The organism is Streptomyces sp. NPDC001315 (genome assembly GCF_042896175.1).
GTDB lineage: Bacteria > Actinomycetota > Actinomycetes > Streptomycetales > Streptomycetaceae > Streptomyces.
This window is the reverse complement of record NZ_JBIAWZ010000007.1, coordinates 320906-346389: the sequence shown is the minus strand read 5'-3', so window position 1 is coordinate 346389 and position 25484 is coordinate 320906. Positions and strand designations below refer to the sequence as shown.

Annotated in this window: 26 protein-coding genes; 13 read left to right on the top strand and 13 right to left on the bottom strand. The window is 71.5% G+C overall.

From position 1 onward, the window contains the following. Positions 1-172 precede the first annotated feature (172 nt). Positions 173-760 carry a pyridoxamine 5'-phosphate oxidase family protein gene (locus tag ACFY16_RS22290; protein ID WP_390648889.1) on the top strand — a complete coding sequence of 196 codons (588 nt, stop codon included), beginning with the start codon at positions 173-175 and terminating at the stop codon, positions 758-760. A 2-nt stretch (positions 761-762) separates the two neighbouring features. After that, complete coding sequence (locus ACFY16_RS22285; RefSeq protein WP_390648888.1) at positions 763-1467, top strand: L,D-transpeptidase; 705 nt, start codon at positions 763-765, stop codon at positions 1465-1467. A gap of 117 nt (positions 1468-1584) precedes the next feature. Here ACFY16_RS22285 and ACFY16_RS22280 read toward each other — a convergent pair whose 3' ends face one another. Together ACFY16_RS22280 and ACFY16_RS22275 are read right to left on the bottom strand one after the other, a co-directional pair. Beyond that, positions 1585-3042 carry a sensor histidine kinase gene (locus ACFY16_RS22280; protein WP_390648887.1) on the bottom strand — a complete coding sequence of 486 codons (1458 nt, stop codon included), beginning with the start codon at positions 3040-3042 and terminating at the stop codon, positions 1585-1587. A 44-nt stretch (positions 3043-3086) separates the two neighbouring features. Next, on the bottom strand, positions 3087-3827 hold the full coding sequence (locus ACFY16_RS22275) for a response regulator transcription factor (protein ID WP_390648886.1): 741 nt from the start codon (positions 3825-3827) through the stop codon (positions 3087-3089). Between the two features lie 152 nt (positions 3828-3979). Between ACFY16_RS22275 and ACFY16_RS22270 the strand changes: the two genes are divergently transcribed. The 8 genes from ACFY16_RS22270 (at position 3980) to ACFY16_RS22235 (ending at position 12129) form a co-directional block, all read left to right on the top strand. Further along, positions 3980-5332 carry a ferric reductase-like transmembrane domain-containing protein gene (locus tag ACFY16_RS22270; protein WP_390648885.1) on the top strand — a complete coding sequence of 451 codons (1353 nt, stop codon included), beginning with the start codon at positions 3980-3982 and terminating at the stop codon, positions 5330-5332. Between the two features lie 55 nt (positions 5333-5387). Then, a complete protein-coding gene (locus ACFY16_RS22265) occupies positions 5388-5864 on the top strand; it encodes an FMN-binding protein (RefSeq protein ID WP_390648884.1) in 477 nt (158 codons plus the stop codon). A 59-nt stretch (positions 5865-5923) separates the two neighbouring features. Beyond that, positions 5924-7306, top strand: coding sequence for a ferric reductase-like transmembrane domain-containing protein (locus ACFY16_RS22260; RefSeq protein WP_390648883.1), 1383 nt, complete (start codon positions 5924-5926; stop codon positions 7304-7306). A gap of 19 nt (positions 7307-7325) precedes the next feature. After that, positions 7326-8144: an FMN-binding protein gene (locus tag ACFY16_RS22255; protein ID WP_390648882.1), complete on the top strand. Its 819-nt coding sequence runs from the start codon at positions 7326-7328 to the stop codon at positions 8142-8144. Continuing rightward, complete coding sequence (locus ACFY16_RS22250; RefSeq protein WP_390648881.1) at positions 8137-8940, top strand: FAD:protein FMN transferase; 804 nt, start codon at positions 8137-8139, stop codon at positions 8938-8940. Before ACFY16_RS22255 ends, ACFY16_RS22250 begins: the two co-directional genes overlap by 8 nt. Before the next feature lie 115 nt (positions 8941-9055). Beyond that, entirely contained in the window at positions 9056-9262 is a 207-nt protein-coding gene (locus ACFY16_RS22245; RefSeq protein WP_390648880.1) for a hypothetical protein, read from the top strand. A gap of 78 nt (positions 9263-9340) precedes the next feature. After that, on the top strand, positions 9341-11188 hold the full coding sequence (locus tag ACFY16_RS22240; protein WP_390648879.1) for an ABC transporter ATP-binding protein: 1848 nt from the start codon (positions 9341-9343) through the stop codon (positions 11186-11188). Then, complete coding sequence (locus ACFY16_RS22235; RefSeq protein ID WP_390648878.1) at positions 11185-12129, top strand: serine/threonine-protein kinase; 945 nt, start codon at positions 11185-11187, stop codon at positions 12127-12129. The genes ACFY16_RS22240 and ACFY16_RS22235 overlap by 4 nt, the downstream gene beginning before the upstream one ends. Before the next feature lie 51 nt (positions 12130-12180). On the opposite strand, the gene ACFY16_RS22230 is transcribed toward ACFY16_RS22235, so the two are convergent. The 8 genes from ACFY16_RS22230 to ACFY16_RS22195 form a co-directional block, all read right to left on the bottom strand. After that, positions 12181-12954: an anti-sigma factor family protein gene (locus tag ACFY16_RS22230; protein ID WP_390648877.1), complete on the bottom strand. Its 774-nt coding sequence runs from the start codon at positions 12952-12954 to the stop codon at positions 12181-12183. Continuing rightward, positions 12944-13531, bottom strand: coding sequence for an RNA polymerase sigma factor (locus ACFY16_RS22225; protein WP_390648959.1), 588 nt, complete (start codon positions 13529-13531; stop codon positions 12944-12946). The genes ACFY16_RS22230 and ACFY16_RS22225 overlap by 11 nt, the downstream gene beginning before the upstream one ends. 107 nt (positions 13532-13638) lie before the next feature. Then, the gene (locus tag ACFY16_RS22220; RefSeq protein WP_390648876.1) at positions 13639-14178 is read right to left on the bottom strand and encodes an arginine repressor; all 540 of its coding nucleotides are present in this window, start codon (positions 14176-14178) and stop codon (positions 13639-13641) included. Positions 14179-14197: 19 nt separating this feature from the next. Next, on the bottom strand, positions 14198-15385 hold the full coding sequence (locus ACFY16_RS22215) for an acetylornithine transaminase (RefSeq protein ID WP_390648875.1): 1188 nt from the start codon (positions 15383-15385) through the stop codon (positions 14198-14200). After that, a complete protein-coding gene (gene argB, locus ACFY16_RS22210; RefSeq protein WP_390648874.1) occupies positions 15382-16284 on the bottom strand; it encodes an acetylglutamate kinase in 903 nt (300 codons plus the stop codon). Before argB ends, ACFY16_RS22215 begins: the two co-directional genes overlap by 4 nt. Continuing rightward, complete coding sequence (argJ, locus tag ACFY16_RS22205) at positions 16281-17432, bottom strand: bifunctional glutamate N-acetyltransferase/amino-acid acetyltransferase ArgJ (RefSeq protein ID WP_390648873.1); 1152 nt, start codon at positions 17430-17432, stop codon at positions 16281-16283. The genes argB and argJ overlap by 4 nt, the downstream gene beginning before the upstream one ends. After that, the gene (argC, locus tag ACFY16_RS22200; RefSeq protein ID WP_390648872.1) at positions 17429-18457 is read right to left on the bottom strand and encodes an N-acetyl-gamma-glutamyl-phosphate reductase; all 1029 of its coding nucleotides are present in this window, start codon (positions 18455-18457) and stop codon (positions 17429-17431) included. The genes argJ and argC overlap by 4 nt, the downstream gene beginning before the upstream one ends. A 141-nt stretch (positions 18458-18598) precedes the next feature. Then, positions 18599-21082 (bottom strand): alpha-L-arabinofuranosidase C-terminal domain-containing protein, encoded by a 2484-nt coding sequence (locus ACFY16_RS22195; RefSeq protein WP_390648871.1) that lies wholly within the window; start codon positions 21080-21082, stop codon positions 18599-18601. Between the two features lie 161 nt (positions 21083-21243). Here ACFY16_RS22195 and ACFY16_RS22190 point away from each other — a divergent pair, with 161 nt between their 5' ends. Both ACFY16_RS22190 and ACFY16_RS22185 read left to right on the top strand, forming a co-directional pair. Then, positions 21244-21495, top strand: coding sequence for a hypothetical protein (locus ACFY16_RS22190; protein ID WP_390648870.1), 252 nt, complete (start codon positions 21244-21246; stop codon positions 21493-21495). A 2-nt stretch (positions 21496-21497) separates the two neighbouring features. After that, on the top strand, positions 21498-21941 hold the full coding sequence (locus tag ACFY16_RS22185; protein WP_390648869.1) for a DUF6314 family protein: 444 nt from the start codon (positions 21498-21500) through the stop codon (positions 21939-21941). Here ACFY16_RS22185 and ACFY16_RS22180 read toward each other — a convergent pair. The 3 genes from ACFY16_RS22180 to ACFY16_RS22170 all read right to left on the bottom strand — a co-directional run bounded on the left by ACFY16_RS22180 (position 21923) and on the right by ACFY16_RS22170 (position 24555). Then, entirely contained in the window at positions 21923-22516 is a 594-nt protein-coding gene (locus tag ACFY16_RS22180; protein WP_351143969.1) for a histidine phosphatase family protein, read from the bottom strand. The two genes, ACFY16_RS22185 and ACFY16_RS22180, sit on opposite strands and share 19 nt — an antisense overlap. Positions 22517-22632: 116 nt before the next feature. Then, on the bottom strand, positions 22633-23070 hold the full coding sequence (locus tag ACFY16_RS22175) for a GNAT family N-acetyltransferase (protein WP_390648868.1): 438 nt from the start codon (positions 23068-23070) through the stop codon (positions 22633-22635). 18 nt (positions 23071-23088) lie between these two features. Then, positions 23089-24555, bottom strand: a complete 1467-nt coding sequence (locus ACFY16_RS22170) for a PLP-dependent aminotransferase family protein (RefSeq protein ID WP_390648867.1) — start codon at positions 24553-24555, stop codon at positions 23089-23091. On the opposite strand from ACFY16_RS22170, the gene ACFY16_RS22165 reads away from it, so the two are divergent. Beyond that, positions 24554-25480: a DMT family transporter gene (locus ACFY16_RS22165; protein WP_390648866.1), complete on the top strand. Its 927-nt coding sequence runs from the start codon at positions 24554-24556 to the stop codon at positions 25478-25480. The two genes, ACFY16_RS22170 and ACFY16_RS22165, sit on opposite strands and share 2 nt — an antisense overlap. The last annotated feature ends 4 nt before the right edge of the window (positions 25481-25484 follow it).

Below are 25484 nucleotides of genomic sequence, written 5' to 3'. Positions count from 1 at the left end.
GTGACCGGCAGCTGTGGCCGCCCCGAGTGAGCGTCGGCCGGGGCGGCCACAGTCGGCGACGGGGGTGCCATGGGGGCCATGGCAGGCCGCCGGCAGACCGTGACGGGCCACCACGTACCGGATCCCTCAATTCCTTAGACAGGCGAAAGGATTCCATCGATAATCGTTAGACATGGGAAAGACTTACGAGCGCATAGACGGCAGGCTCCGTACGTTCATCGAGGAGCAGCCCCTGTTCTTCACCGCGACCGCTCCGCTGTCCGACGACGGCACGGTCAACCTCTCCCCCAAGGGCGTCAAGGGCTCGTTCGCCGTGCTCGACGAACACACCGTGGCCTACCTCGACTTCGCCGGATCCAACGCCGAGACCATCGCGCACCTGCGCGAGAACGGCCGGATCACCCTGATGTGGTGCGCGTTCCAGGGGCCGCCGAACATCGTGCGGGTGCACGGCCGCGGGGAGCCGGTCTTCCGTGACGACCCCCGTTTCAAGGAGTTCCTCGCCCGCTTCCCGGACATCGACCCGACCCCGCACGGCCTGCGCGCGATCATCGTGGTGCGAGCCGAACTCGTGCGCGACACCTGCGGGTACGCGGTGCCCTTCATGACGTACGACGAGGACCGCGACCTGCACGCCAGGCGCTTCGCCCGCGAGGACGACGCCTCGCTGAGCGACTACTTCCAGAAGAAGGAGCACGTGGAAACCAGCCTGGATGGACTACCCGGGCTGCCGTTGCCACTGCCTCCCTCTAGCGTCTGAGCATGCGCCCTGGTGTCGTTGCCGCCGGTCTCGTCTCCCTGTCCCCTCTGCTGCTCGGTGCCGCCGCGCCCGGTGGTGAGCCGCCTCTGCCCGCGCGGATGGCGGACACCGGGGGCGGCACCCAGCTGATCACGGCTCAGGCGCCGCGCGCCGACTCGACGTCGGGCACGCTCAGCTGGTGGGACCTGCGGAACGGGCAGTGGGTGAAGACGGGTTCCACGCAGGCCCGGTTCGGGGCGAATGGGCTGGTCGACGGCGCCTCTCGAAAGCAGGGGACCAACAGGACACCGGCCGGGCTGTACGACCTGCCGTTCGGGTTCGGGATCAAGAAGGCGCCGAGCGGAACCGCCGTCGCCTACCGGCCGGTTCGGGAGAACTCCTGGTGGTGCCAGGACAACGACTCCCGCGCCTACAACCGCTGGACCGAGCCTCGCCCGTCCGACTGCCGAGCCGCCGAGTCCGAGCACCTGATCTCTTACGAGACGCAGTACGCGTACGCGCTCGTCATCGGCTTCAACTACCACAAGCCGGTGCGCGGGCGCGGCGCAGGCATCTTTCTGCACGTCAACGGGCGCGGGGCGACCGCCGGGTGTGTGTCGGTGCCGGTGGCGGCGATGCGTGCGCTGGTGCGCTGGGCCGATCCGGCGCTGAGACCGCACATCGCGATCGGAACGCGGAGCGGGCCGACGGCGATCACGCGCTACTGACGTCCGACGTCTTCGCTGCTGTGCCTGTGCCTGTGCCTTGCCTGTGCCTTGCCTGTGCCTTGCTGTGCCCGAGCCCGGGCCGTGACGCTCCCCGGTGCCCCGTCAGGTGGCGGCGGCTCAGCCGGCCGTCAGGGGCAGCCGCACCGTGAACGTCGTCGCCCCCGGGCGGCTCTCCAGGTCCACGCACCCGGCATGGGCCTCCACCACCGCCGCCACGATCGACAGACCCAGTCCCGCGCCGCCGCCGGAGGCCTCTGTGCGGCGACGGTCGGCGCGGCTGAAGCGTTCGAAGACGCCCGGCCGGATGTCGTCGGGGATGCCGGGGCCGTCGTCGTGGACCTTGAGGGCGGCCGTGGTGGCGTCGGTCTCCAGAGACACCGTCACCTTGGTGCCAACAGGTGTGTGCAAACGCGCGTTGGCCAACAGGTTGGCCAACACCTGGTGCAGGCGGTGCGTGTCGCCGGTCACCGTGACCGGATCCTCCGCGAGCTCCAGGATCCAGCGGTGGCCGGGGCCGGCCGCGCGGGCGTCGGTGACCGCGTCCAGGACCAGGCGGGTCAGGTCGACCGGAAGGTGTTCGAGGGGGCGGCCGGCGTCCAGGCGGGCCAGCAGGAGCAGGTCGTCGACCATCTCGCCCATACGGGAGGACTCGGCGGCTATGCGCTCCAGGGCACGGGTGACCTGCTGCGGCACCGGGCCGGGGTGCAGCAGGGCGAGTTCGGCGTGGCCGCGGACCGAGGCGACCGGGGTGCGCAGCTCGTGGCTGGCGTCGGCCGCGAAGCTGCGCAGCCGCTCCTCACTGGCGTGGCGTTTGGTCAGGGCGTCCTCGACATGGCCGAGCATGCGGTTGAAGGCGGCGGCCACCTGGCCCACCTCGCTGCGCGGGTCGGATTCGGGGGCGCGCGGCGGCAGCGCGACCTCCCCGCTGGCCAGCGACAGCTCGCTGACCCGGGTCGCGGTCGCCGCGACCCTGCTCAGCGGGCGCAGCGACCAGCGCACCCAGAGGGCGCCGGCGACACCGGTGGCCGCCAGGGCCAGGGCGAAGACGATCCCGGCGACCAGCTCCAGCCTGCGGACGGTGGCCTGCACCGGCTCCAGGGGCAGCCCCGTGATCAGTACGTCGCCGTCGAGGCCCCGGGTCGCCAGGACCCGGTAGTCGTCCAGGGAGGAGAGGTCGACCGTGTGTCCCCTGCCGTCTGCCGGGACCACGGCGAGCTGCTTCTCGTCCCCGGCGGACAGGGGCACGTTCAGGTTCGCCGTGGCGTCGCCGGAGCGGACGACCGCCGCGTTGGTGACCGTGCCGCCGACCAGTCGGGCGCCGAACGTACCCGTGGCCTGTCTGCGGGTGTCGCCGTGCTCGTCGCCGTCGTTGTCCGGCAACCGGCCCCGGTGTTCCAGGCTGGCCGGGAACCGGGTCCCGACGTCGCTGAGCTGCTCGTCGAGGCGGCGGGTGAGGAAGCCGTTCAGCTCGACCACGGCGGCGACGCCGACCGCGGCGCAGCTGATCGCCAGCAGCACCACCAGGCCGACGGTGAGCCGGGCGCGCAGGGTGCGTGGCCGGGGCAGGCGCCGCACTCGCTGTCGCAGTCGCGGCCTCACTGCCTGTCGCAGTCGCGGCCTCACTGCGCCACCGGCTTGAGCACGTAGCCGGCCCCGCGCACGGTGTGGATCATCGGCTCGCGGCCCGAGTCGACCTTCTTGCGCAGGTACGAGATGTACAGCTCGACGACGTGGGCACGGCCGCCGAAGTCGTACGACCAGACGCGGTCGAGGATCTGCGCCTTGCTGAGTACGCGCCGCGGGTTGCGCATCAGGAAGCGCAGCAGCTCGAACTCGGTGGGCGACAGCTCGATCAGCTCGCCCGCGCGGGTCACCTCGCGGGCCTCCTCGTCCATCACCAGGTCGCCCACGGTCAGCCGTGGCCCGTCCTCCTGCTGACGGGCGATGCCCGCGCGGCGCAGCAGTCCACGCACCCGGGCGACGACCTCCTCCAGGCTGAAGGGCTTGGTGACGTAGTCGTCGCCGCCCGCCGTGATGCCCGCTATGCGGTCCTCCACGGCGTCCCGGGCGGTGAGGAAGAGCACGCAGACGTCGGGTTTCACGGCGTGCAGGGTGCGCAGCACGGCGAAGCCGTCGGTGTCGGGGAGCATCACGTCGAGGATGACGGCATCGGGCATCAGTTCCCGGGCCTCGGTGACGGCCGACGCGCCGTCGCCGGCGGTGCGCACCTGCCAGCCTTCGTAGCGCAGTGCGCCGGACAGCACCTCGGCGAGGTCCGGGTCGTCGTCGACGACGAGGACGCGCAGCGGTGTGCCGTCGGGGCGGGTCAGGGCGGGGCGGCCGGAGCGGGTGGTGTTCATGACTCCTACCAGCATCACCCCTCCGACGGGTCGCGAGTGTCTGCGGAGGCTCTGAGTTTCCTTTGAGTCCACCGTCCGGGCCGCCCGCTCAGAGCGAGCTCAGAGGTTCGGCCTGCACAGTGGCGCCCAGGACAGGCGAAAGGACGCACACAATGACCACCGTGTACGAGCGACGGGCGGCGACCGCCGTGCCGCCGGCTCCCCGGCGCTCCCCCGCGGGTGGGGTGCTCGCCCTCCTGTGGGCGGGGGCCGCCGCGGTGCTCGCGCTGTGGTGGTCGGACACCGGCTCCGTGATCGGTGCGGCGGGCTGGCTCACCGGCGCCGGCCGGATCGCGGGGCTGCTGTGCGGGTACGCGTGCGCGGTGCTGGTCGGCCTGATGGCGCGCGTGCCGCTGCTCGAGCGGCGCATCGGCTCCGACCGGGTGGCCCGCTGGCACGCGATGGCCGGCCGCTACACGGTCTGTCTGCTGGTCGCGCACATCGTGCTCATCCTCGCCGGGTACGCCGCACAGGACCGCCAGTCGGTCGTGCACGAGACGCTGACCGTGGTCCTGGACTACCCGGAGATGCTGAAGGCCACCGCGGCCACGGTCATCCTGTTCGCGGTCGGCGTCACCTCGGCCCGCGCCGTGCGCCGCCGGACCAGCTACGAGTTCTGGTACTACGTCCACCTGCTCACGTACGCCGCGCTGTTCCTCGCCTTCGGCCACCAGCTGGCGCTGGGCAACGACTTCAGCGGCAACAGCGTGGCCACGGCCGCCTGGTACACGCTGTACCTCGGCGTCACGGCCCTGGTGCTCTGGTTCCGGATCCTCGCGCCGGTCCGGCTCAACCTGCGCCACCGGCTGCGGGTCGAGGCGGTACAGCGGGAGGCGCCGGGCGTGTACTCGGTAGTCGTGCGCGGCCGGCGGCTGGACGAGCTGGGCGCGCAGGCGGGGCAGTTCTTCCGGTGGCGGTTCTTCGGGGAGGGCATGGGCTGGACCTCGACGCCGTACTCGCTGTCGGCGCCGCCCCGCCGCGACCTGATGCGCATCACGGTCAAGGCGCTCGGCGGCCACAGCGCGGCCGTGTCCCTGTTGCGGCCGGGCACCCGGGTGTGGGCGGAGGGGCCGTACGGATCACTGACCGCCGACCGGCGCACCGCGTCCAGGTCGCTGCTGATCGCGGGCGGGGTCGGCATCACCCCGCTGCGGGCGCTGTTCGAGACCCTGCCCGGCGACGTCACCCTGCTGTACCGGGCGCGCACCGCCGAGGACCTCGCTCTGGGCGGGGAGTTGGAGGCCGTGGCGCGGTGGCGGGGGGCGCGGGTGCTGTACGCGCTCAACGGGCCGCACGGGGAGCGCCCCGACCTCACGGCCGACGCCCTGCGCGCGACCGTCCCCGACCTGTCCGGACACGACGTGTTCATATGCGGTCCGCACGGCTTCGCCCAGGATCTGTACGGAGCCCTGCGCGCCGCCGGAGTGCCGGACCGCCGTATCCACCACGAGTCGTTCGAGCTGTGAGAGCCGCGAGCGTTGCAAGAGTTGCGAGAGTTGCGAGAGTTGTGATGAGGCCGTCGTGCACGCACTGAAGAAGAACCGTCCCCTGCGCCGCATCGTGCTGGCGAGCGCCGCAACCGTCTCCGGAATGGTGCTGCTGCTGTCGCTGAAGCCGCACACGAGTACGGCCGTCGCCGTCGGGTCGCCCGCCACCGCTCCGTCCAGTGGCTCCAGTGCCTCCGCCGGGTCCGGCTCGACGGGCTCCTCCGGCACGACCGGCACGAAGACCGTGACGGGCGACTCGATCCAGACCCGCTGGGGACCCGTCCAGGTCCGGATCACCCTGAAGGACGGCAAGCTGACCGAGGTCACCGCGATCACCTACCCCCAGGAGAACCCCCGGGACCAGGAGATCAACAGCTACGCCGTTCCGCAGCTGAGGCGGGAGGCGCTGGCCGCGCAGAGCGCCGAGATCGACACCGTCTCGGGGGCGACGTACACGAGTGACGGTTACCGCCGGTCGCTCCAGTCCGCACTCGACTCGGCAGGAGGCTGAACACTCGCGAGCCGCGGCGCGTATCTGTGGGCCAAGGGTCAAGTCCCCACGGAGGAACCGTGACCACCACGCTCGCGGGCGGCCGTGCCGCCCGACGCCAGACGATGCGCCGCATCCGTCCGCGCCGCTCCCCGGCCGTCCCCCTGCTGCTCGCCGTGTGGGCGGGCGCGGTGGGGGTGCTGTGGCTGTGGTGGCACAACACGCCGTCGATCGCGGACGACAACAGCAAGATCCTCAACGCGGGCCGGATCACCGGCCTGCTCGCCGGATACCTGATGGCGCTCGTCGTCCTGCAGATGGCCCGCGTGCCCGCGCTGGAGCGGCGGGTGGGCTCCGACCGGGTGGCCCGCTGGCACGCGATGAGCGGCCGCTACACGGTCTGCCTGGTGGTCGCGCACGTCTTCCTCACGATGTGGGGCTACGCGTTGCAGGCCGGCAAGTCGCTCGGCGACATCGTCCAGCAGACGATCGACTCCATCAACCAGCTGCCGGACATGGGCAAGGCCGCCATCGGCACGGGTCTGCTGTTCCTCATCGGGCTGGTGTCGGTCGGCGGGATCCGCAAGCTGATGCCGTACGACACCTGGTACCACATCCACCTGATGACGTATGCGTCGGTGTTCCTGACGTTCTGGCACCAGCTCACCACTGGCAACGACTTCGCCGTCGAGCCGGTCGCGAAGACCGTCTGGTACGTGCTGTACGGCTCGGTCACCGCGCTGGTGGTCTGGTACCGCATCCTCACGCCGATCCGGCTGAACCTACGGCACCGGATGCGGGTCGAGGCGGTGATCGAGGAGACGCCCGGGATCGTGTCGGTGCTGATCGGCGGGCGCAAGCTGCACCGGATGGGTGCGGAGGCCGGGCAGTTCTTCCGCTGGCGGTTCCTGGCGCCGGGGATGCGGTTCAGCTCGCACCCGTACTCGCTGTCGGCGGCGCCCCGGCCGGACATGCTGCGGATCACCGTGAAGGCGATCGGCGACCACAGCGCCCGGCTGCGCGAACTCACGCCCGGCACCCGGGTGTGGGCCGAGGGCCCGTACGGGGCGATGACGGCGTCGCGGCGCAGCCGCGGCAAGGTGCTGCTGGTCGCGGGCGGTGTCGGCATCACCCCGATGCGGGCGCTGTTCGAGACGCTGCCCGGCGCGGCCGGCGACATCACCCTGCTCTATCGAGCCAACAGCACCCAGGACCTGGCGCTGTGGGACGAGCTGGCCAAGATCGCCGGTGAGCGCGGCGCGCGGCTGATGTACGCGGTCAACAGCCCCGACGGGGAGCGCCCCGACATCTCGGCCGAGAGCCTCCAGCGCAAGATCGGGGACATCGACCGCCACGACGTCTTCATGTGCGGGCCGCCCGGTTTCGCCCAGCAGGTGTACGAAGCACTGCGCGGCGCGGGGGTTCCCGCCCGCCGCATCCATCACGAGTCGTTCGAGATGTGAGCGACGGGAGTCAGGAGCGATGAAGAAGAGCCACCCCATTCGGCGTGTCGTGCTCGCCACCGCCGCCACCGTGTCCGGGATCGTGCTGCTGCTGTCGCTGAAGCCGGCGTCCGACCCGGGCTCCGCGCAGGCGGCCGGCGGCGTGGCCCCCCAGCAGACGGCCGCGGCACAGGAGTCGGCCCAGGGCGGCGCCGCGGCCGCCGGTGCCGGCACGGTCACCGGAGCCGTGGCCCAGACCCAGTACGGCCCCGTCCAGGTGCGTCTCACCATGAGCGGCGGAAAGATCACCAAAGCGGAGGCAGTCCAGGCGCCCAGCGGCGGCACCAGCACCCAGAAGACCGAGCTGGCCGTACCCAAGCTCAACCAGGAGGCGGTCGCCGCGCAGAGCGCGGACATCGACACCGTCTCCGGTGCCACGTACACCAGCACCGGCTACAAGCAGTCGCTGCAGTCGGCGTTGGACCAGGCCAAGGCCGCCGGGAGCGGGTCCGCCTCCGGGAGCGGTGGCTCGTCCGGTAGCGGTGGCTCGTCCGGGAGCGGTGGCTCGTCCGCCCCTGCCGCGCAGGCCCGTACCGTCACCGGACGCGTGGCGCAGACGCAGTACGGCCCTGTCCAGGTCCGTATCACGGTCAGCGGCGGCAAGATCACCAAGGCGGAGGCGGTGCAGGCGCCCAGCGGCGGCACCAGCAGCCAGAAGACCCAGCTGGCCGTGCCCAAGCTCGACCAGGAGGCCGTGGCGGCCGGCAGCGCGGACATCGACACGGTGTCCGGCGCGACCTACACCAGCACCGGCTACAAGCAGTCCCTGCAGTCGGCGCTGGACCAGGCCGGTGGCTGAGCCGGTGGCCGAGTCCGCGGAAGCTCCCGCCCCGGTACGTCATGTGGAGGAGGTCATGGGGACCGTCTTCTCCTTCGACGTCCGGGGCGGGGAACCCGCCGCCGTGCGGGCCGCGCTCGAGGAGGCCGTCGCCGGGCTGCACCGGGCCGACGAGGTGTTCAGCACCTACCGCGAGAACAGCCAGGTCTCCCGGCTGGCCCGTGGGGAGCTGTCCGTCGGGGAGTGCGCTCCCGAGGTGGCCGAGGTACTGGAGCTGGGCGCCGAGGCGGAGCGGGTGAGCGAGGGCTGGTTCAGCACGTCGTACGAGGGGCGCCTCGATCCGACCGGGATCGTCAAGGGCTGGGCCGCCGAACGGGCCGCCCGGCGGCTGGCGGCCGCCACCGGGGTGAGCGGGGTGAGCGTGAACGGCGGCGGGGACGTCCAGCTGTTCGGCACTCCGGGTCCGCAACGGCCGTGGCGGGTCGGGGTGTCGGATCCGCTCCGGCCGGGCGGGCTGGCCGCGGTGATCTCCGCGGCCGGGACGGACCGGCTGGCGGTGGCCACCTCCGGCACCGCCGAGCGGGGCGCGCACATCGTGGATCCGCGTACGGGGCGCTCCGCGGTGACCGATCTGGTGGCGGTGACCGTCGTGGGGCCCTCACTGACGTGGGTCGACTGCTGGGCGACGGCCGCCTTCGCGATGGGGTCGCGGGAGGCTCTGAGCTGGCTGGAGGGCCTGCCGGACGTGGAAGCGCTGCTGATCACGGCCGGTGACGAGGTGCGGTGCACCGGAGGGCTCGCGGCGCGGCTGGGCTGAACGGTGTCGAGGTTTTCGCCGATACGCGACCATTTTCACCTTTTTACCCCGGAACGCCATCCAACTTCCGTTCTGAGACGTATCCCATGTGCAGCAAGTTTCAGGAGGAATGCACATGGCCATCTTCAGCAATCTGATTCCCGCCAACCGCCGGGACCGCGACCGCGACACGTCGGGCCGCGACTTCTCGGGGCACGGTCACGGTCACGGCCACGGCCACGGCCACGACCACGACCACGGCGGCCACCGCGGGCACGGCCACGATCACGGTCATGACCACGGCAACGGCAACGGCCACGGCCACGGCCACGGCGGCTACTGACCGCACACGGAGGCTGAGCGGACCGGGGACCCGGGGCCCTGGTCCGCTCTGTCCGTCCGTCCATGAGGAACCCGTGCCATGGTGCATGTCCTGCGGCGTCTGCTGTCGGTGGGTGAGTCTTCCGACGTGGTGGCTGCCGCACCCCCGGTGTCTCCGCGCGAGGTGTTCCGGCGGTTCTGGCCCTACACCCGCGGTGGCCGACGCTGGTTCGTGCCCGTCGGCCTCTTCAGCCTGATCGGCCCCGCCGTCGAGGCCGCGGAGATCTGGCTCTTCAAGATCGTGGTGGACGACGTTCTGGTCCCCCGCGACATCAAACCGCTCCTGTGGATCGCACCGGCCTATCTGGGGCTCATCATCGGCTCCGGCATTCTGGGGTTCGCCGACGACGTGACGTCCACGTGGGTCAGCGAACGCTTCCTGCTGACTCTTCGCGCCGATGTGTTCCGGCACGTCCAGGGCCTGTCGCTCGGATTCTTCGAACGCCGGCGACTCGGGGACGTGCTGTCGCGTGTGACGGGCGATGTCGACGCGGTCGAGACGTTCCTGCTCTCGGGAGTGGCGGACGCCCTCTACTACGTGATCCGCCTGGGCGTCTTCCTCGGTCTGCTGTTCTATCTGCAGTGGGATCTGACCCTCCTGGCCCTCGTCATCGTGCCGTTGTTCTGGGGCGTCGCCCGGCACTTCTCAAAGCTGGTCAAGGAGGCGTCCCGGGAGCGCAGGCGTCGGAGCGGCTCGATCAGCGCGATCGCCGAGGAGTCGCTGGGCAACGTCGCCCTGGTGCAGGCGTACAACCGGCAGGGGTGGGAGGAGCGCCGGTTCGAGCGTGAGAACGTCGGCAGGTTCCGGGCCACGATGACCTCGACGCGGATCCGCGCCGTCTACGGATCCGTCGTCGAGATCGTCGAGGTGTCCGGCGTCCTCGCGGTCATGAGCCTGGGCACCTGGAAGCTGGCCCAGGGACAGCTCACTCTGGGCGGGCTCCTGGTCTTCCTGGCGCTGATCGGCAAGATGTACAGCCCGGTCCATGGTCTGTCCCACCTCGGTACCACCTTCTACGCGGCGTCCGCCTCGGCCGAACGGGTCATCGAGCTGCTGGACCAGCGGCCGCAGGTCGTCGAGGCCGCCGACGCCCGGCGGATCGGCCGGGCGCGGGGCGACGTGGAGTTCGACGGCGTCTCCTTCCGCTACCCCGGTACGTCGGCCTGGGCCCTGTCGGACGTGTCGTTCCACGTGGCACCCGGAGAGACGCTGGCGCTGGTCGGGGCCAGCGGGGCCGGCAAGTCGACGGTCGCGAAACTGCAGCTCCGCTTCTACGACCCCGACGTCGGAGCGGTCCGCCTCGACGGGACGGATCTGCGGGACCTGTGCCTGACCGACGTGCGGCAGAGCGTCGCGGTGGTCCTGCAGGAGACGCTCGTCTTCCACGGCACTGTGCGGGACAACATCGCCTATGGCCGGCCGGAGGCGACCGAGGCGGACGTCGTCGCGGCGGCGCGCGCCGCGGACGCGCACGAGTTCATCGAGCTGCTCCCGGAGGGCTACGACACGATGGTCGGCCAGCGCGGCCGGACGCTCTCCGGCGGACAGCGCCAGCGCCTGGCGATCGCCCGCGCGATGATCAGGGACGCGCCCGTGCTCCTCCTCGACGAACCGACCACCGGGCTCGACGTGCGGTCCGGGCGGCGGATCATGGACCCGCTGCGCCGGCTCATGGCCGGGCGGACGACGGTCGTCATCTCCCACAACCTGCTGACCGTCCGGGACGCCACGCGCATCGTGGTTCTCGACCACGGCCGGGTCGTCGAGTGCGGCGCCCACGACGACCTGCTCGAGCGCGGCGGGACGTACGCCCGGCTGCACCGGCTGAACGCCATGGCCGGTGCCGCTCCGGCCGGGTCCTCGGCTCCGGGGACGGTGCTGTCGTGAGTGTCCCGGCGGTGCCGACCACCGCCCCACCCCTGGCACCCGGCACGAGACCGGTCCCTGGCTACGAGGTCCTGGCGCGTCTGGCGCGCACCGGCTGGCTCGACGTCTACGACGCCTGGAGCGAGGAACGGGACTGCCGGTGTGTGATCAAGGCCGTACGTCCCGACCTCCGGGACCGGGAGCAGCTGCGCGACCGGCTGCTGCGTGAGGGCCGGTGGCTGAGGGCCTTCACCCATCCGCACCTGGTCCGCGCGTACGAGACGTTCGAGTCGCCGCTGCCGCTCGTCGTGCTGGAGACGCTGACCGGTGAAACGCTGTCCCACCTCGTCCACCGGTTGCGGCGCCGGCCGTCCGCCGCGGACGTGGCGCTTCTCGGGGTGCAGCTGTGTTCCGCGATCCACTACCTCCACGGTCAGGGTCTGCTGCACCTGGACCTCAAGCCGTCGAACGTGGTGGTGGACTGCGGTCACGCGAAGGTGCTGGACCTGAGCACCGCGCGGCCGCCCGGCCCCGCGCCCGCGGGGGTGGGCACGTTCCGCTATCTCGCTCCGGAGCAGGCCCGCGGCGGCCCGCTGTCGGCGGCCGCGGACGTGTGGGGCATCGGCATCACGTTGTACGAGGTCGCCGCCGGTGACGTGCCCTTCGACGGCAGGGGGCCCCACCAGGAGACCGGCGAGAGGCCCGGCGAGGAGCCTTGCGAGGAGAGGAGCACCGAGCCCTGCGACGCCCGCGTCACGGGCGGCGGTCAGGACGACCGGTATCCGCAGCTGGAAGGGCGCGCCCCGCCGATCGGCTCGCGGCGGCGTCTGCCCGGGGGGCTGGCGAGGGCCATCGACGGCTGCCTCCGGGCCGATCCGTCGTCCCGGCCCTCGGTCGCCGAGCTGGCCGCCGCGCTCGAAGCGACCCTGCCCGGCCCGGGGCGCCGCACCGCCCACCCCTGAGGCGGTGGCGGGGCGCCGATCTCACGCGCTTCGGCAGGGTCTCCAAAGGGTTCACGCGCTTCGGTCGGTGTCGAAGTGGCCGGTGGCGAGGACCGTGCCGTCGGAGGAGGTCAGGCGGGCGCCGGAGAGCGCCTCGGGGTCGACAGGGGCCGCCGCGCCCCACTCAGCGCGTCCCTCGCGCAGGGAGAAGGTGCCCACGCGGATCGAGGTGCCGTTCGAGCGTTCCAGCTGGCAGACGACCTTGCCGCTGTACGGAGTGCCGGCGGCGGCAAGATCGACAGACATGTAGATCCAGCCAGGCTTTCCCGGGTCCCCGGGGTGGGCGTAGATCTCACCGGCCGGCGGCCTGGGGCCCGAGGCCGAGGTCAGATCTCCCTCCATCAGACGCGACCCGGCCTCCACGGCGGGCGAGCTCGAGGCCGTGAGGTTCTCGATGGCGTTGCCCACCGCCCATCCGACGAACCCGAAGGTGAGTCCGAACGCGGCCACGGCGGACGCGACCCGCAACCGGGCACGACGGGCGCGGCCGCGGAACGCCTTGCGTCCGGGGCCTGACGCCGTCGACTGCGCGCCCCCTTCGTGCAGGGCCGCGTCCCGGACCAGCCTGCGAGCCACCCTGGTCTCGAACCCGAGCGGCGGTTCCCTGTCCGGCAGCAGGCCGATCAGCCCGTCGCCGACCAGGGTCATGTGCTCGATGTACTCCCGACAGGCCGCGCACCGGTCCAGATGCGCGACCGCCTCCGCCCGCTCACGGCCGGGCAGCACGCCCAGCGCCAGCTCGGCACCGATCTCGCGGAGCTTCTCGCAGGTCACGTCATTGGACATGGTCCCCTCGTTTCGGAGACGCGAGTGTGTTGCGCAGCTTTCCCATCGCGGTCCTGATCCGCGTTTTGGCGGTGCCCAGCGGGATCTGCTCCCAGTCGGCGATCTGCTGGGCCGTCATTCCGTAGATGCCCGCCATCACCAGGGCACGACCCTGTTCCCGCGGCAGTTGCGCCACGGCGGCCCGCAGCCGGGACGAGGCCTCGTCGGCCAGCGCCCACTCCTCGGGGGTCTCGGTCACGACATCGAGGAGCGCATCGAGGTCCTCGGGTGCCACCGGCTCCGTCCGCCGCGCACGGACGGCGTCGATGGCGAGGTTGTGCGCGATGGTCGTCAGCCAGGTCGCCACCGACCCACGGCGCGAGTCGTAGATCTGCGCATGACGCCACGCACGCTCGAATGTCTGCTGGGCGATGTCCTCGGCGAGCTGCGGGTCTCCGGTGACGGCGATGGCGACACCGAAGACCGTGCGCTGGAACCTCCGTACGAAGGTGACGGCGAGTTCCGGATCACCGGTGGCCAGCCCGGACAGCAGAGCCTCGTCCGGGAGACGGCCCACGGGGAACCGGAAGCTCGGCACACCTTTATATACGGCCCGCACCCGCCAAGGGATTGCCCGGCCGCTACGGAAGATCACATTCCCATTCTGCGCCGGTTTCCCCGGCGGCACGACCCCCCTCGGCGCGGTCAGTGACCGTTCTGCGCCAGCCGCAGCAGGTGATCCGCCAAGGACTGTCCCCCGGTCGGATCCCTGCTGATCAGCAGCAGTGTGTCGTCACCGGCGATCGTCCCCAGGATGTCGTGCAGTTCCGCCTGGTCGATCGCCGAGGCCAGGAACTGCGCCGCCCCCGGAGGGGTGCGCAGGACCACGAGGTTGGCGGAGGCCTCCGCGGAGATCAGCAGCTCCTGCGAGAGCCGCCGCATCCGCTCCTCCTTCGCCGACTCGCCGAGCGGGGCCCGCGGGGTGCGGAAGCCACCCTCGCTGGGGACCGCGTAGATGAGGTCGCCGTCCGTGTTGCGGATCTTCACCGCGTTCAGCTCGTCCAGGTCCCGGGAGAGCGTCGCCTGTGTGACGGTCAGCCCGTCGTCGGCGAGGAGCTTCGCCAACTGACTCTGGGAGCGCACCGGTTGCCGGTTGAGGATGTCCACGATCCGGCGGTGGCGGGCGGTGCGGGTCTGCGGCACGGCAGGCCCCGCGGTCTGCTCGTGATCCTGCGCCTGGCTCATCGTCGTCTCATTCCCCGGATCATCCGTCCCCCTTGGCCACGTCCAGGATGCCGGGCAGCGCCCCGACGAACGCGTCCACGTCGTCGTCGCCGAGGTTCAGCGCCGGCATCAGCCGTACGACATCGGGTGCGGGCGCGTTCACGAGGAAGCCGGCGTCCTGGGCCGCCTGCTGCGCCTTCTGCGCGAGCGGCTCGGTGAGCACGATACCCAGGAGGAGGCCCGCGCCCCGGACATGGTCGATCAACGGGTGCCCGAGGGACTCGATTCCGTCGCGCAGCTTCTCGCTCTGGTTCTTGACGTTCTCCAGGAGGCCGTCGTTCGCGATGGTGTCGAGGACGGCGAGTCCGGCCGCGCAGGCGACGGGGTTGCCGCCGAAGGTCGTCCCGTGCTGCCCCGGCTGGAGCAGTTCGGCGGCGCGCCCGAAGGCGACGGTCGCACCGAGCGGCAGCCCGCCGCCGAGGCCCTTGGCGAGGGTGACGACGTCGGGCAGGACGCCCTCGTGGGCCTGGTACTCGAACCAGTGCCCGGTACGGCCGATGCCGGTCTGCACCTCGTCGAGGACGAGCAGCGCCCCGGTCGCGGCGGTGATCGCCCGAGCGGCCTTCAGGTAGCCGGCGGGCGGGACGACGACGCCGTTCTCGCCCTGGATGGGCTCGATGATGACGAGCGCGGTCTCCTCGGTCACCGCGGCGGCCAGCGCCTGCGCGTCGCCGTACGGCACATGCGTGACGTCGCCGGGAAGCGGCAGGAACGGTCCCTGCTTGCCGGGCTGGCCGGTGAGCGCGAGAGCGCCCATCGTGCGGCCGTGGAAGCCGCCCCGGGTGGCGACCATGTGGGTCCGCCCGGTCAGCCGGCCGATCTTGAAGGCGCCCTCGTTGGCCTCGGCACCGGAGTTGCAGAAGTACACCTTGCCGTCCCGGCCGAAGTGCTGGAGCAGCCGTTCGGCGAGGGCGACGGGCGGTTCGGCGACGAAGAGGTTGGAGACATGGCCGAGGGAGGCGATCTGCGTGCTGACGGCCTCGACGACCGCCGGGTGGGCGTGGCCGAGCGCGTTGACCGCGATACCGCCGACGAAGTCGACGTACTCCTTGCCGTCGGCGTCCCACAGCCGGGTGCCCGCGCCACGGACGAGGGGCAGCCGCGGGGTGCCGTAGTTGTTCATGAGCGCGCCCTGCCACCGCTGGGTCAGCTCTTCGTTGGCGGTCATGCGTCCCCCTCCTCGTCCGGCACGACCATCGTGCCGATGCCTTCGTCGGTGAAGATCTCCAGCAGGATCGAGTGCTGGACCCGGCCGTCGATGACGCGGGCGGTGGTCACACCGTTGCGTACGGCGTGCAGACAGCCCTCCATCTTCGGCACCATGCCGGACGACAGCTCCGGCAGGAGCTTCTCCAGCTGGGAAGCGGTGAGGCGACTGATCACCTCGTCGCTGTTCGGCCAGTCCTCGTAGAGGCCCTCGACGTCCGTGAGGACCATGAGGGTTTCGGCCCCCAGTGCCGCAGCGAGTGCCGCAGCCGCCGTATCAGCATTGACGTTGTAGACATGTCCGTCGTCCTGGCTGCGGGCGATCGACGAGACGACCGGGATGCGGCCGTCGGCGAGCAGGGCCTCGATCGCGCCCGTGTCGATCGCGGTGATCTCGCCCACCCGCCCGATGTCGACGAGCTCGCCGTCGATCTCGGGCTGGTGCTTCGTTGCGGTGATGGTGTGCGCGTCCTCGCCGGTGAGGCCGACGGCGAGCGGGCCGTGCTGGTTGAGCAGCCCGACCAGCTCGCGCTGCACCTGCCCGGCGAGCACCATGCGTACGACGTCCATGGCGTCCTCGGTGGTGACCCTGAGGCCCGCCTTGAACTCGCTGACGATGCCGTGCTTGTCGAGGGCCGCGCTGATCTGCGGGCCGCCGCCGTGCACGACGACGGGCTTGAGCCCGGCGTGGTGCAGGAACACGATGTCCTGCGCGAACGCGGACTTCAGCTGCTCGTCGATCATGGCGTTGCCGCCGAACTTGACGACGACCGTCTTGCCGTTGTGCCGGGTCAGCCAGGGCAGTGCCTCGATGAGGATCTGGGCCTTGGGCAGGGCGGTGTGCTTGCGAGTAGTGCTCATGACGAGTACGCGCTGTTCTCGTGGACGTAGTCCGCGGTGAGGTCGTTGGTCCAGATGGTGGCGGTCTCGGAGCCGGCCGCGAGGTCGGCGACGATGTGCACCTCGCGGTAGCGCATGTCGACCTTGTCGCGGTCCTCGCCGACGCCGCCGTTCTTGCAGACCCAGACGCCGTTGATGGCGACGTTGAGCCGGTCGGGCTCGAAGGCGGCGCCGGTGGTGCCGATGGCGGACAGCACCCGCCCCCAGTTGGGGTCCTCACCGTGGATCGCGCACTTGAGGAGGTTGTTGCGGGCGATGGAGCGGCCCACCTCGACGGCGTCCTCCTCGGCCGCGGCGTTGATCACCTCGACCTTGATGTCCTTGCTGGCGCCCTCGGCGTCCCGGATCAGCTGCTGCCCGAGGTCGTCGCACACGGCACGCACGGCCTCGGCGAACTCCTCGTACTCCGGGGTGACCTCGGACGCTCCGGAGGCCAGCAGCAGCACGGTGTCGTTGGTGGACATGCAGCCGTCGGAGTCGACCCGGTCGAAGGTCATACGGGTCGCGGCCCGCAGCGCCTTGTCCAGTACGTCGCTGTCGAGGTCGGCGTCGGTGGTGAGGACGACGAGCATGGTGGCCAGACCGGGGGCGAGCATGCCCGCGCCCTTGGCCATGCCGCCGACGGTCCAGCCGTCCTTGGTGACGACGGACGTCTTGTGGACGCTGTCGGTGGTCTTGATGGCGATGGCGGCCTTCTCGCCGCCGTGCTCGCTCAGGGACGCGGCCGCGGTCTCGACCCCCGGGAGGAGCTTGTCCATGGGCAGGAGCACGCCGATGAGCCCCGTCGAGGCGACGGCGACCTCGGCGGCGTTGTGGCCGAGCACGTCGGCGACCTTCTCGGCGGTGGCGTGCGTGTCCTGGAAGCCCTTCGGACCCGTACAGGCGTTGGCGCCACCGGAGTTGAGGACCACCGCGGAGACCTGACCGCCCTTGAGGACCTGCTCGGACCACAGCACGGGGGCGGCCTTCACACGGTTGGAGGTGAAGACGCCGGCGGCGGCGCGGCGGGGCCCGTTGTTGACCACGAGGGCCAGGTCCGGGTTGCCGTTCTCCTTGATCCCGGCGGCGATGCCCGCCGCCGTGAATCCCTTGGCTGCCGTGACGCTCACGGTGCGACTCCGATCGTGGAAAGCCCGGTGGCCTCGTCGAGTCCGAGGGCGATGTTCATGCTCTGGACGGCACCACCCGCGGTGCCCTTGGTCAGGTTGTCGATGGCGCTGATCGCGATGATGCGGCCCGCGGCCTCGTCGTACGCGACCTGCACCTGAACGGCGTTGGAACCGTAGACGGACGCCGTGGCCGGCCACTGGCCCTCGGGGAGCAGATGGACGAAGGGTTCGTCGGCGAAGGCCTTCTCGTAGGCGACGCGCACGGACTCGGCGGTGACGCCGGGCTTCGCCTTGGCGCTGCACGTGGCGAGGATGCCGCGGGGCATCGGTGCGAGCGTCGGTGTGAAGGAGACGGTGACCGGCTCGCCGGCGGCCGCGCCGAGGTTCTGGATCATCTCGGGGGTGTGCCGGTGGCCGCCACCGACGCCGTACGGCGACATGGACCCCATGACCTCGCTGCCGAGCAGGTGGGGCTTGGGCGCCTTGCCCGCCCCGGAGGTGCCGGAGGCGGCGACGATCACGGCCTCGTTCTCGGCCAGGCCCGCCGCGTACGCCGGGAAGAGGGCGAGCGTGGCCGCCGTCGGGTAGCAACCGGGCACCGCGATGCGCTTGGACCCCTCCAGCGCGGCGCGGCCGCCCGGCAGTTCGGGGAGGCCGTAGGGCCAGGTCCCGGCGTGCGCGGAGCCGTAGAACTTCTCCCAGTCGGCGGCGTCCTTCAGCCGGAAGTCGGCGCCCATGTCGACGACGAGGACGTCCGGGCCGAGCTGCTCGGCGACGGCGGCGGACTGCCCGTGGGGCAGGGCGAGGAAGACGACATCGTGCCCGGCGAGCACCTCGGGGGTGGTGTCCTGGAGCACCCGGTCGGCCAGCGGCAGCAGATGCGGCTGGAGCGCGCCCAGCTTCTGGCCGGCGTTGGAATTGCCGGTCAGGGCGCCGATCTCGACCTCGGGGTGCGCCAGGAGCAGACGCAGCAGTTCCCCGCCCGCGTACCCGCTCGCTCCGGCCACTGCCGCACGTACCGTCATGGACTCCTCCTCCTTGATGGCATGACTATACGTATCGCTGCACGTTTATGCAATCCATGCGGGCGGCGACCTGCGCGCAGTCGTGACGGTGGTCATTGCGTGGGCTGCCGCCACTGGGACAGCAGCCCACGCCGGAACCCGCTACCTCTGCTTGATCCGCAGGAAGGTGATGGAGTTCGCCGGGAAGGTGTACGTGAACCTGTCGGCGACTCCGGTGAAGGTCGACGTCACCGGCTCGACCGCCGTCTCCGTCTCGGAGTTCACCGCGTCCGGCGCGGCGGCCAGCGTGGTCACCCGGGCCTTGGAGGCGACCTCGGCGCCGCCCAGGTCGACCGCCGTACGGGCCGCCGAGGACTGGGCATTGACGACCTTGACGATCAGGTCGCCGGTCTTCTTGTCCGTGGTGACGACCTGCCGGAACGGCTCGGCCGGCTTGTCGTCGGTGAAGCTGCCCCACTCCTGGCCGTCGAGGGAGAGGGTGACCTGGCGGCCCCGCACCTTGATGTCGACGTCGTACGCGCGGCCGGTCTCGATGGTCCCCGCCTTGGAGATCAGCGTCGACTTGCCGCCGTCCACGGCCTGCTCGACGGCGGACTGGGTGTTGTTCCAGCCGCCCAGGTTCCACCAGTAGTAGTTGCCGGTGTCCTTGACGCCGAAGGCGACGAGGAAGCCCTCCTTGCCGGACTTCTTGGTGGCCTTCACATGCAGGTCGTAGTCGTGCCAGGAGGGGTCGCCCGCCGAGACCATGGTGTTCTCGGCGGCCACGTCGGTCTGGACGTACTGCCCGTCCTGGAGGCTCCAGCTGCCGCCACCGGTGTGGGTCCACTGGGTGGCGTCACCGCTGAAGTCGTCGCTGAGCAGCGTCGTCCCGTCCGCGCCGGTCACCTTGACGTCGTCGTAGGCGGCCGTCGTGGCCCATGTCGACAGGCCGACGGCGCCGGAGATCGGGCCGCTCAGGGCCGGGGTCGTCGTGGCGGTGCTGGGCACCACGCGGTCGCCGACGTTGGTCATGAACAGCTTCTGGACCTCGTAGTCGGCCGAGTTCCAGGAGGCGTGGTTGTTGAACCACACCATGTCCGGGCGCCACTGCACGTAGTCCTCGTTGGCGAACAGCGGGGCGTAGGAGGCGAGCTTGACGACGTCCGCGTTGCGCTCCAGGCCGGTCATGTACGCGGCTTCGGCGAGGCCGTTCTTGAAGGTGTTGCCCTGGGAGGCGTACTCGCCGAGGAAGACCTTCGGGCCGCTGCGGTCGTAGGAGTCGTAGCGGTCGTTGTTCTGCAGGAACCACTGCGGGCTGTTGTAGTAGTGCTCGTCGACCATGTCGACCTCGGCGTCCTTGTTGAGCTGCCAGGCCGTGTCGAAGGTCGTACCGGAGTCGTCCGGTCCGGAGTTGGAGATGACGGTGATGTCGGGGTACTCGGCCTCGATGGCGGTACGGAACCGGGTGAAGCGGGCGAAGAACTCCTCGGGGAGGTTCTCCTCGTTGCCGACCTCGATGTGGGTGAGGTGGAAGGGCTTGGGGTGGCCCATCTCGGCCCGCTTCTTGCCCCACGTCGACGTGACGGGCCCGTTGGCGAACTCGATGAGGTCGAGGGTGTCCTGGATGTGCCGCTGGAGCAGGGCGTCGTCGTCGACGGCCTTGTTCTGGCCGCAGCCGGTCACCAGGGCGGGTACGACGGGCAGCGGCATCGCGCCGATGTCCTCGGCCAGGCGGAAGTACTCGTAGTAGCCGAGTCCGTAACTCTGGTTGTAGCCCCAGAAGTTGGAGTTCGTGGCGCGCTGCTCGACCGGGCCGATGGTGTCCTTCCACTGGTAGGAGCGGGCGCGCTGGTAGCCGGACGACTCGCTGTAGTCCTGCATGGAGCCGGTGTTGACCAGGCAGCCGCCGGGGAAGCGCACGAAGCCGGGATGCAGGGCGGCGATCTTCTCGGCGAGGTCCTTGCGCAGGCCGTTGGTCTCGTGCTTGTAGGTGTCGCGCGGGAACAGCGACACCATGTCGAGGGCGGCCGCGCCGGAGGAGGCGACGGTGAGGCGGCCGTCGGCGCTGGTGCGGCTCGCCGTGAAGGTGGCGGTGTACTTGGCCCAGCCACCCTGCGCGGCCACCTGGCGGACGTTCGCCAGCGTGCCGTCGGCGTCCTGGAGGGTGACGGTGAGCGTGGTGCCGCTGCCGGTCCGGGCCCACACCGAGAAGTCGTACTTCTTGCCCTCCTCGACGCTGATGCCGGTGTTGTAACCGGCGTTCGTGACGGACGAACCGGCGTCCAGGGAGAGGTAGTTGCGGTTGCGTGCGTTGAGGCGGCCGTCGTCGTTCACGACCTGGGCCGTACCGGCGACCGTCCAGGACGTGAGCGGGGTGTAGGACCGGTTGTCGGTGGTGGAGTACTCGAAGGACCGGTTCTGCACGAGCTCGGCGTACAGGCCTCCGTCGGCGGCGCGGTTGATGTCCTCGAAGAAGACGCCGTACATCGTGTCGTCGATCTTCGCGCCCTTGGCGGTCGGGTCGACGGTGATCGCGTAGTCGGTGACGTCCACGGCGTGCGCGGGGGCGGGGATCACGGCCGAGGCCGCCAGGAAGGCGGTGGCGGTCAGGCCGAGTCTCCAGCGGGTGCGGGTGGTGCGTGACATGAATACTCCGCGGCTCTGTAGGAGTTGTCCGAAATATCAAACAGCGGTCAGCACTTCGAACGGCACGATAAAGAGGGGGCATGATCGCGTCAATGGGGCGTGCGACGACCCGTCGGGCGGGGGCTGCCACACACGGGCGACCGGGACGTAAGGTCGACGGCATGGATGCGCCGCTTCCCTACCTGGTCCTGCTCGGTCACCTGGCAGCGGCCCTGGGGTTCTTCACCTGGCCGGCACGGCTGATACGCGGGCGCGGCACCGCAGGCGCGGGCCCGGCGGCCGCCCCGGCTTCGTACGAGGCGGCCTTCCGCGTCACGAGCCATGAGTCGCACTACGAGATCCGGGCCCGGGCGGAGCGCGAAACCCCCGCCGACTCCCCGGACGGACGGCGCCGCCGGCCGAGGAAGGGATGACGATGGGCGGCTTCTGGCCCGTGCCGGACGTGCTGGCCCATCTGGCCGGGCGCTGGCGTGTGGAGCGCACCGTGCGGGATCTCGCGGGCGGCGACGAGGGTCGTTTCGAGGGCGCCACCGTCTTCGGCCCGCTGGACGGAGGCGGACTGCTGCACCAGGAGGCCGGCACGTTCGTCTGGCAGGGGGTGGCCCGCCCCGCCGAGCGGACCCTGCGGTTCCTGCCGGGCGCGGCGCCCGGCACGGCGGACGTGCGGTTCGCGGACGGGCGGCCCTTCCACGACCTGGACCTGACGTCCGGCCGGTACGTGGCCGACCACCCCTGTGCCGCCGACCTCTACCGGGGCGAGTTCACCGTCCGGGACGCGGACCACTGGCGGACGGTCTGGCGCGTCGGCGGCCCCGCGAAGGACCTCGTCCTCACCACCGACTACGTCCGTGAGGGCTGAGCGGACGCGGGATCGAAACGAAGGTTCCAGCGGCCCGCCCGGCCGGTGACGGTGGTCGTCGACAGGGGGCGGACGTCGATGTTCCAGTACGTCGAGGGCGGTGCCTTCAGGGCGTAGACCAGGGCGGCGCGGATCACGGAGGGCTCGGCCACGGCGACGATGCGGCCACCGTCCTCGACCGGGCGGGTGTCCAGCCAGCCGCCGACCCGGGAGACGAAGGCGAGCAGCGACTCACCGCCGTGCGGGGTGGAGCGCGGGTCGGCGAGCCACGCGTCGACGGACTGCGGCTCCCGGGCCATCGCCTCACCGAGTGTCAGCCCGCGCCAGCGGCCCATGTCGCAGTCCCGCAGGGCGAGTTGCACGAGCGGGGCGTAACCGAGGGCGTCCCCGGTGGCGCGGCTGCGCGGGGTCGGCGAGCAGTAGCGCAGCTCCGCGGCCGCGAGCGGCAGCAGTTCACCGGCGACGCGCTGCATCTCCTCCCAGCCCGCCTGGTCCAGTGGCCGGTCGTCCTCGAAGCGCTCGGCGAGCAGCGGGGAGCTGCGCGCTGCGGCGACGAACGTGACCCGAAGTGGCATGCGGCGATCGTGAGCCGTGCAACTGCGCTGGTCAAGGGGTGTTACCTGGGAGTTACCCAGGGTGCGCGAAACCTTACTCGAAGGTCAGGATCTGACGGACAAGTCCCACGAAAACCTCACTCGAAGGACAGAGTCATCCACTGGTCGGGCCGCTCCAGTGCCTTGAAGCCCAGTTTCTCGTAGACCCCGTGCGCGTCGTGCGTGGCGAGCAGGATGCGGCGCAACCCGTACGGCCGCAGATGTTCGCGCACGGCGCCCACCATGGCGGTGCCGATCCCCTTGCCCCGCACCGACGGATCCACGTACACGTCGCACAGCCACGCGAAGGCCGCCCGGTCGGTGACGACCCGCGCATACGCCACCTGTTCGCCCGAAACCGTGTCGTACACCCCGAAGTTGAGCGATCCGGCGATCGCCCGGTCCTGCTTCTCGCGCGGCCGGCCGATCGCCCAGTACGCGTCGGTGGACAGCCAGCGGTGCACGCGCTCGGCGTCGATGCGGTCGGGGTCGGTGGAGATCTCGTAGCCCTCGGCAAGGCTCGGCGTGTCGGTCATGCCGGGATCCTCACAAGGTCACGCCCCTCGTGTCGAGCGGTTTCCGCGGCCCGGGAGCACCTCGTCGCAGGCCGTACGCAGCCGTCGTACGCCCTCCGTGATCTCGCCGGTCCCGGCGACCGCCGCGAAGCTCAACCGGACGTGCCCGGCCGGGGGTTCGGCGCTGAAGTAGGGGCGGCCGGGGGCCAGCGCGACGCCCGCGCGCAGGGCGGCCGCGGTCAGGGCCGTCTCGTCCGTGCCGTCGGGCAGGCGCAGCCACAGGTGATACCCGCCGGACGGGACGTGCGGCAGGGCGAGTTCGGGGAGGGTCAGGCGCAGGGCGGTGGTCATCGTGTCGCGGCGTACCCTCAACTCGGCCGAGATCGCCCGCAGATGGCGTGGCCAGGCGGGCGAGCCGACGAGCTCCAGGGCGGCCTCCTGAAGGGGCCGGGGGACGAAGAAGGTGTCGACCACCTGGATGGCGCGCAGCCGTTCCAGGACCGGGCCGTGCCCGGCGAGGGCGCTGACCCGGAAGCTGGGCGAGGTGGCCTTGGTGAGCGAGCCGACATGGACGACGACGCCGTCCGGGTCGTCCGCGGCGAGCGGACGCGGCAGTTCCCCCGCGTCCTCGTGCACGAGCCGCCGTACGAAGTCGTCCTCGACGACGAACGCGCCCGCCTCCCGGGCGATGCGCAGCACCTCGCCGCGGCGGTCCGGGGCGAGCACGGCGCCGGTCGGGTTCTGGAACAGCGGCTGGCAGACGAAGACCCGGGCGCCCGTCGCCCGGAACGCGTCGGCGAGCAGCTCCGGCCGCACACCGTCCGCGTCCACCGGGACGGGGACCGGGCGCAGGCCCGCCGCGCGGGCGATGGCCAGCATCCCCGGGTAGGTGGGCGATTCCACGAGCACCGGGGCGCCGGGCGGTGCCAGCGCGCGCAGTGCGGTGGTCAGCGCGGACTGGCCGCCGGCGGTGACCAGTACCTCGGCGGCCGTGACGGACCCGCCGATGCTCCGCGCGAACCACTCACGCAGCTCCGGCAGCCCTTCCATGGGCGGCCGGCCCCAGGCACCGGGGCGACGCCCGGCGCGCGACAGCGCCGCGGCCATCGCCCGCTCGGGCTGGAGCGAGGGATGCAGATAGCCGCCGTTGAACTCGATCACGCCGGGCGGCGGCGCGGCGAGCGAGACCGTGACCCCGGAGGCGTCCACGGTGCGCGGTACGAGGTCGGCGGCGCCGTCCGCACTGAGGGCGACCTCCTGCCAGGAGGTGTCGCCGACGGGTGCCGCGGTGGCGCGTGGCCGCGCGCGGAACGCGCCCGCGCCGGGCCGGGTGACCACCAGCCCCTCCGCGGCCAGCTGCGCGAGGGCGCGCGAGACGGTCACCGGGCTCACCCGGAACCGTTCGACGAGGGCCCGGCTGGACGGGAGCTTTCCATCTGGCGAGTAGCGGTCAAGCTCCTGCCTCAGCCGATCCGCCAGTTCACCGACACTGCTACGCTCTTGCATGAGAGTACAGAGTAGCGCTACTACGGCAACCCGGATAGCGGTCGACACCGCCTCCCCCAGACCGTCCAGGGCCCCCGCAGGGGTGCTGCAGGCCGCCCTGGGCGTCGTCGCCTTCTCCCTCACCTTCCCGGCCACCGCCTGGGGCCTGGAGGGCTTCGGGCCCTGGGCCCTGGTCGCCCTGCGCAGCGTCCTCGCGGCGCTGATCGCGGGCGGCTGTCTGCTCGCCCTGCGTGTCCCGCCGCCCGCCCGGCGGCACTGGCCGGGGATCGCGGTCGTCGCCGCCGGGGTCGTCCTCGGCTACCCGCTGCTCACCACCCTCGCCCTGGAGACGTCGACCACCGCGCACGCCGCCGTCGTGGTCGGCCTGCTCCCGCTGACGACCGCGCTGCTGTCCGCGCTGCGCGTCGGCACCCGGCCCTCGCGTGCGTTCTGGGCCGCGGCGCTGGCGGGCGCCGCCGCCGTGGTCGCCTTCACCGTGCTGCAGAGCGGGGGCGCCCTGACCTCCGCCGACCTGTACCTCTTCGCGGCGCTGCTGGTGTGCGCGGCCGGCTACACCGAGGGCGGCCGGCTGGCCCGGGTACTGCCGGGCTGGCAGGTCACCGGCTGGGCGCTGGTGCTGTGCCTGCCGCTCACCGTGCCCGTCGCCGCCGTGGCCCTCGCCCATCAGCCGCCGCAGCTGACCGCCCACAGCGTCGTCGGGGTGCTGTGGGTCGCGGCCGGCTCGCAGTTCCTGGGCCTGGTCGTCTGGTACCGGGGCATGGCCGCCATCGGCATCCCCAAGGCCAGCCAGTTGCAGTTGGCGCAGCCGCTGCTCACACTGGTGTGGTCGGTGCTGCTGCTCGGCGAGCACCTCACTCCGGCCGCCCCGCTGACGGCCGCCGCCGTGCTCGTCTGCATCGCCGTCACCCAGCGGGCGCGCGGCTGAGCGC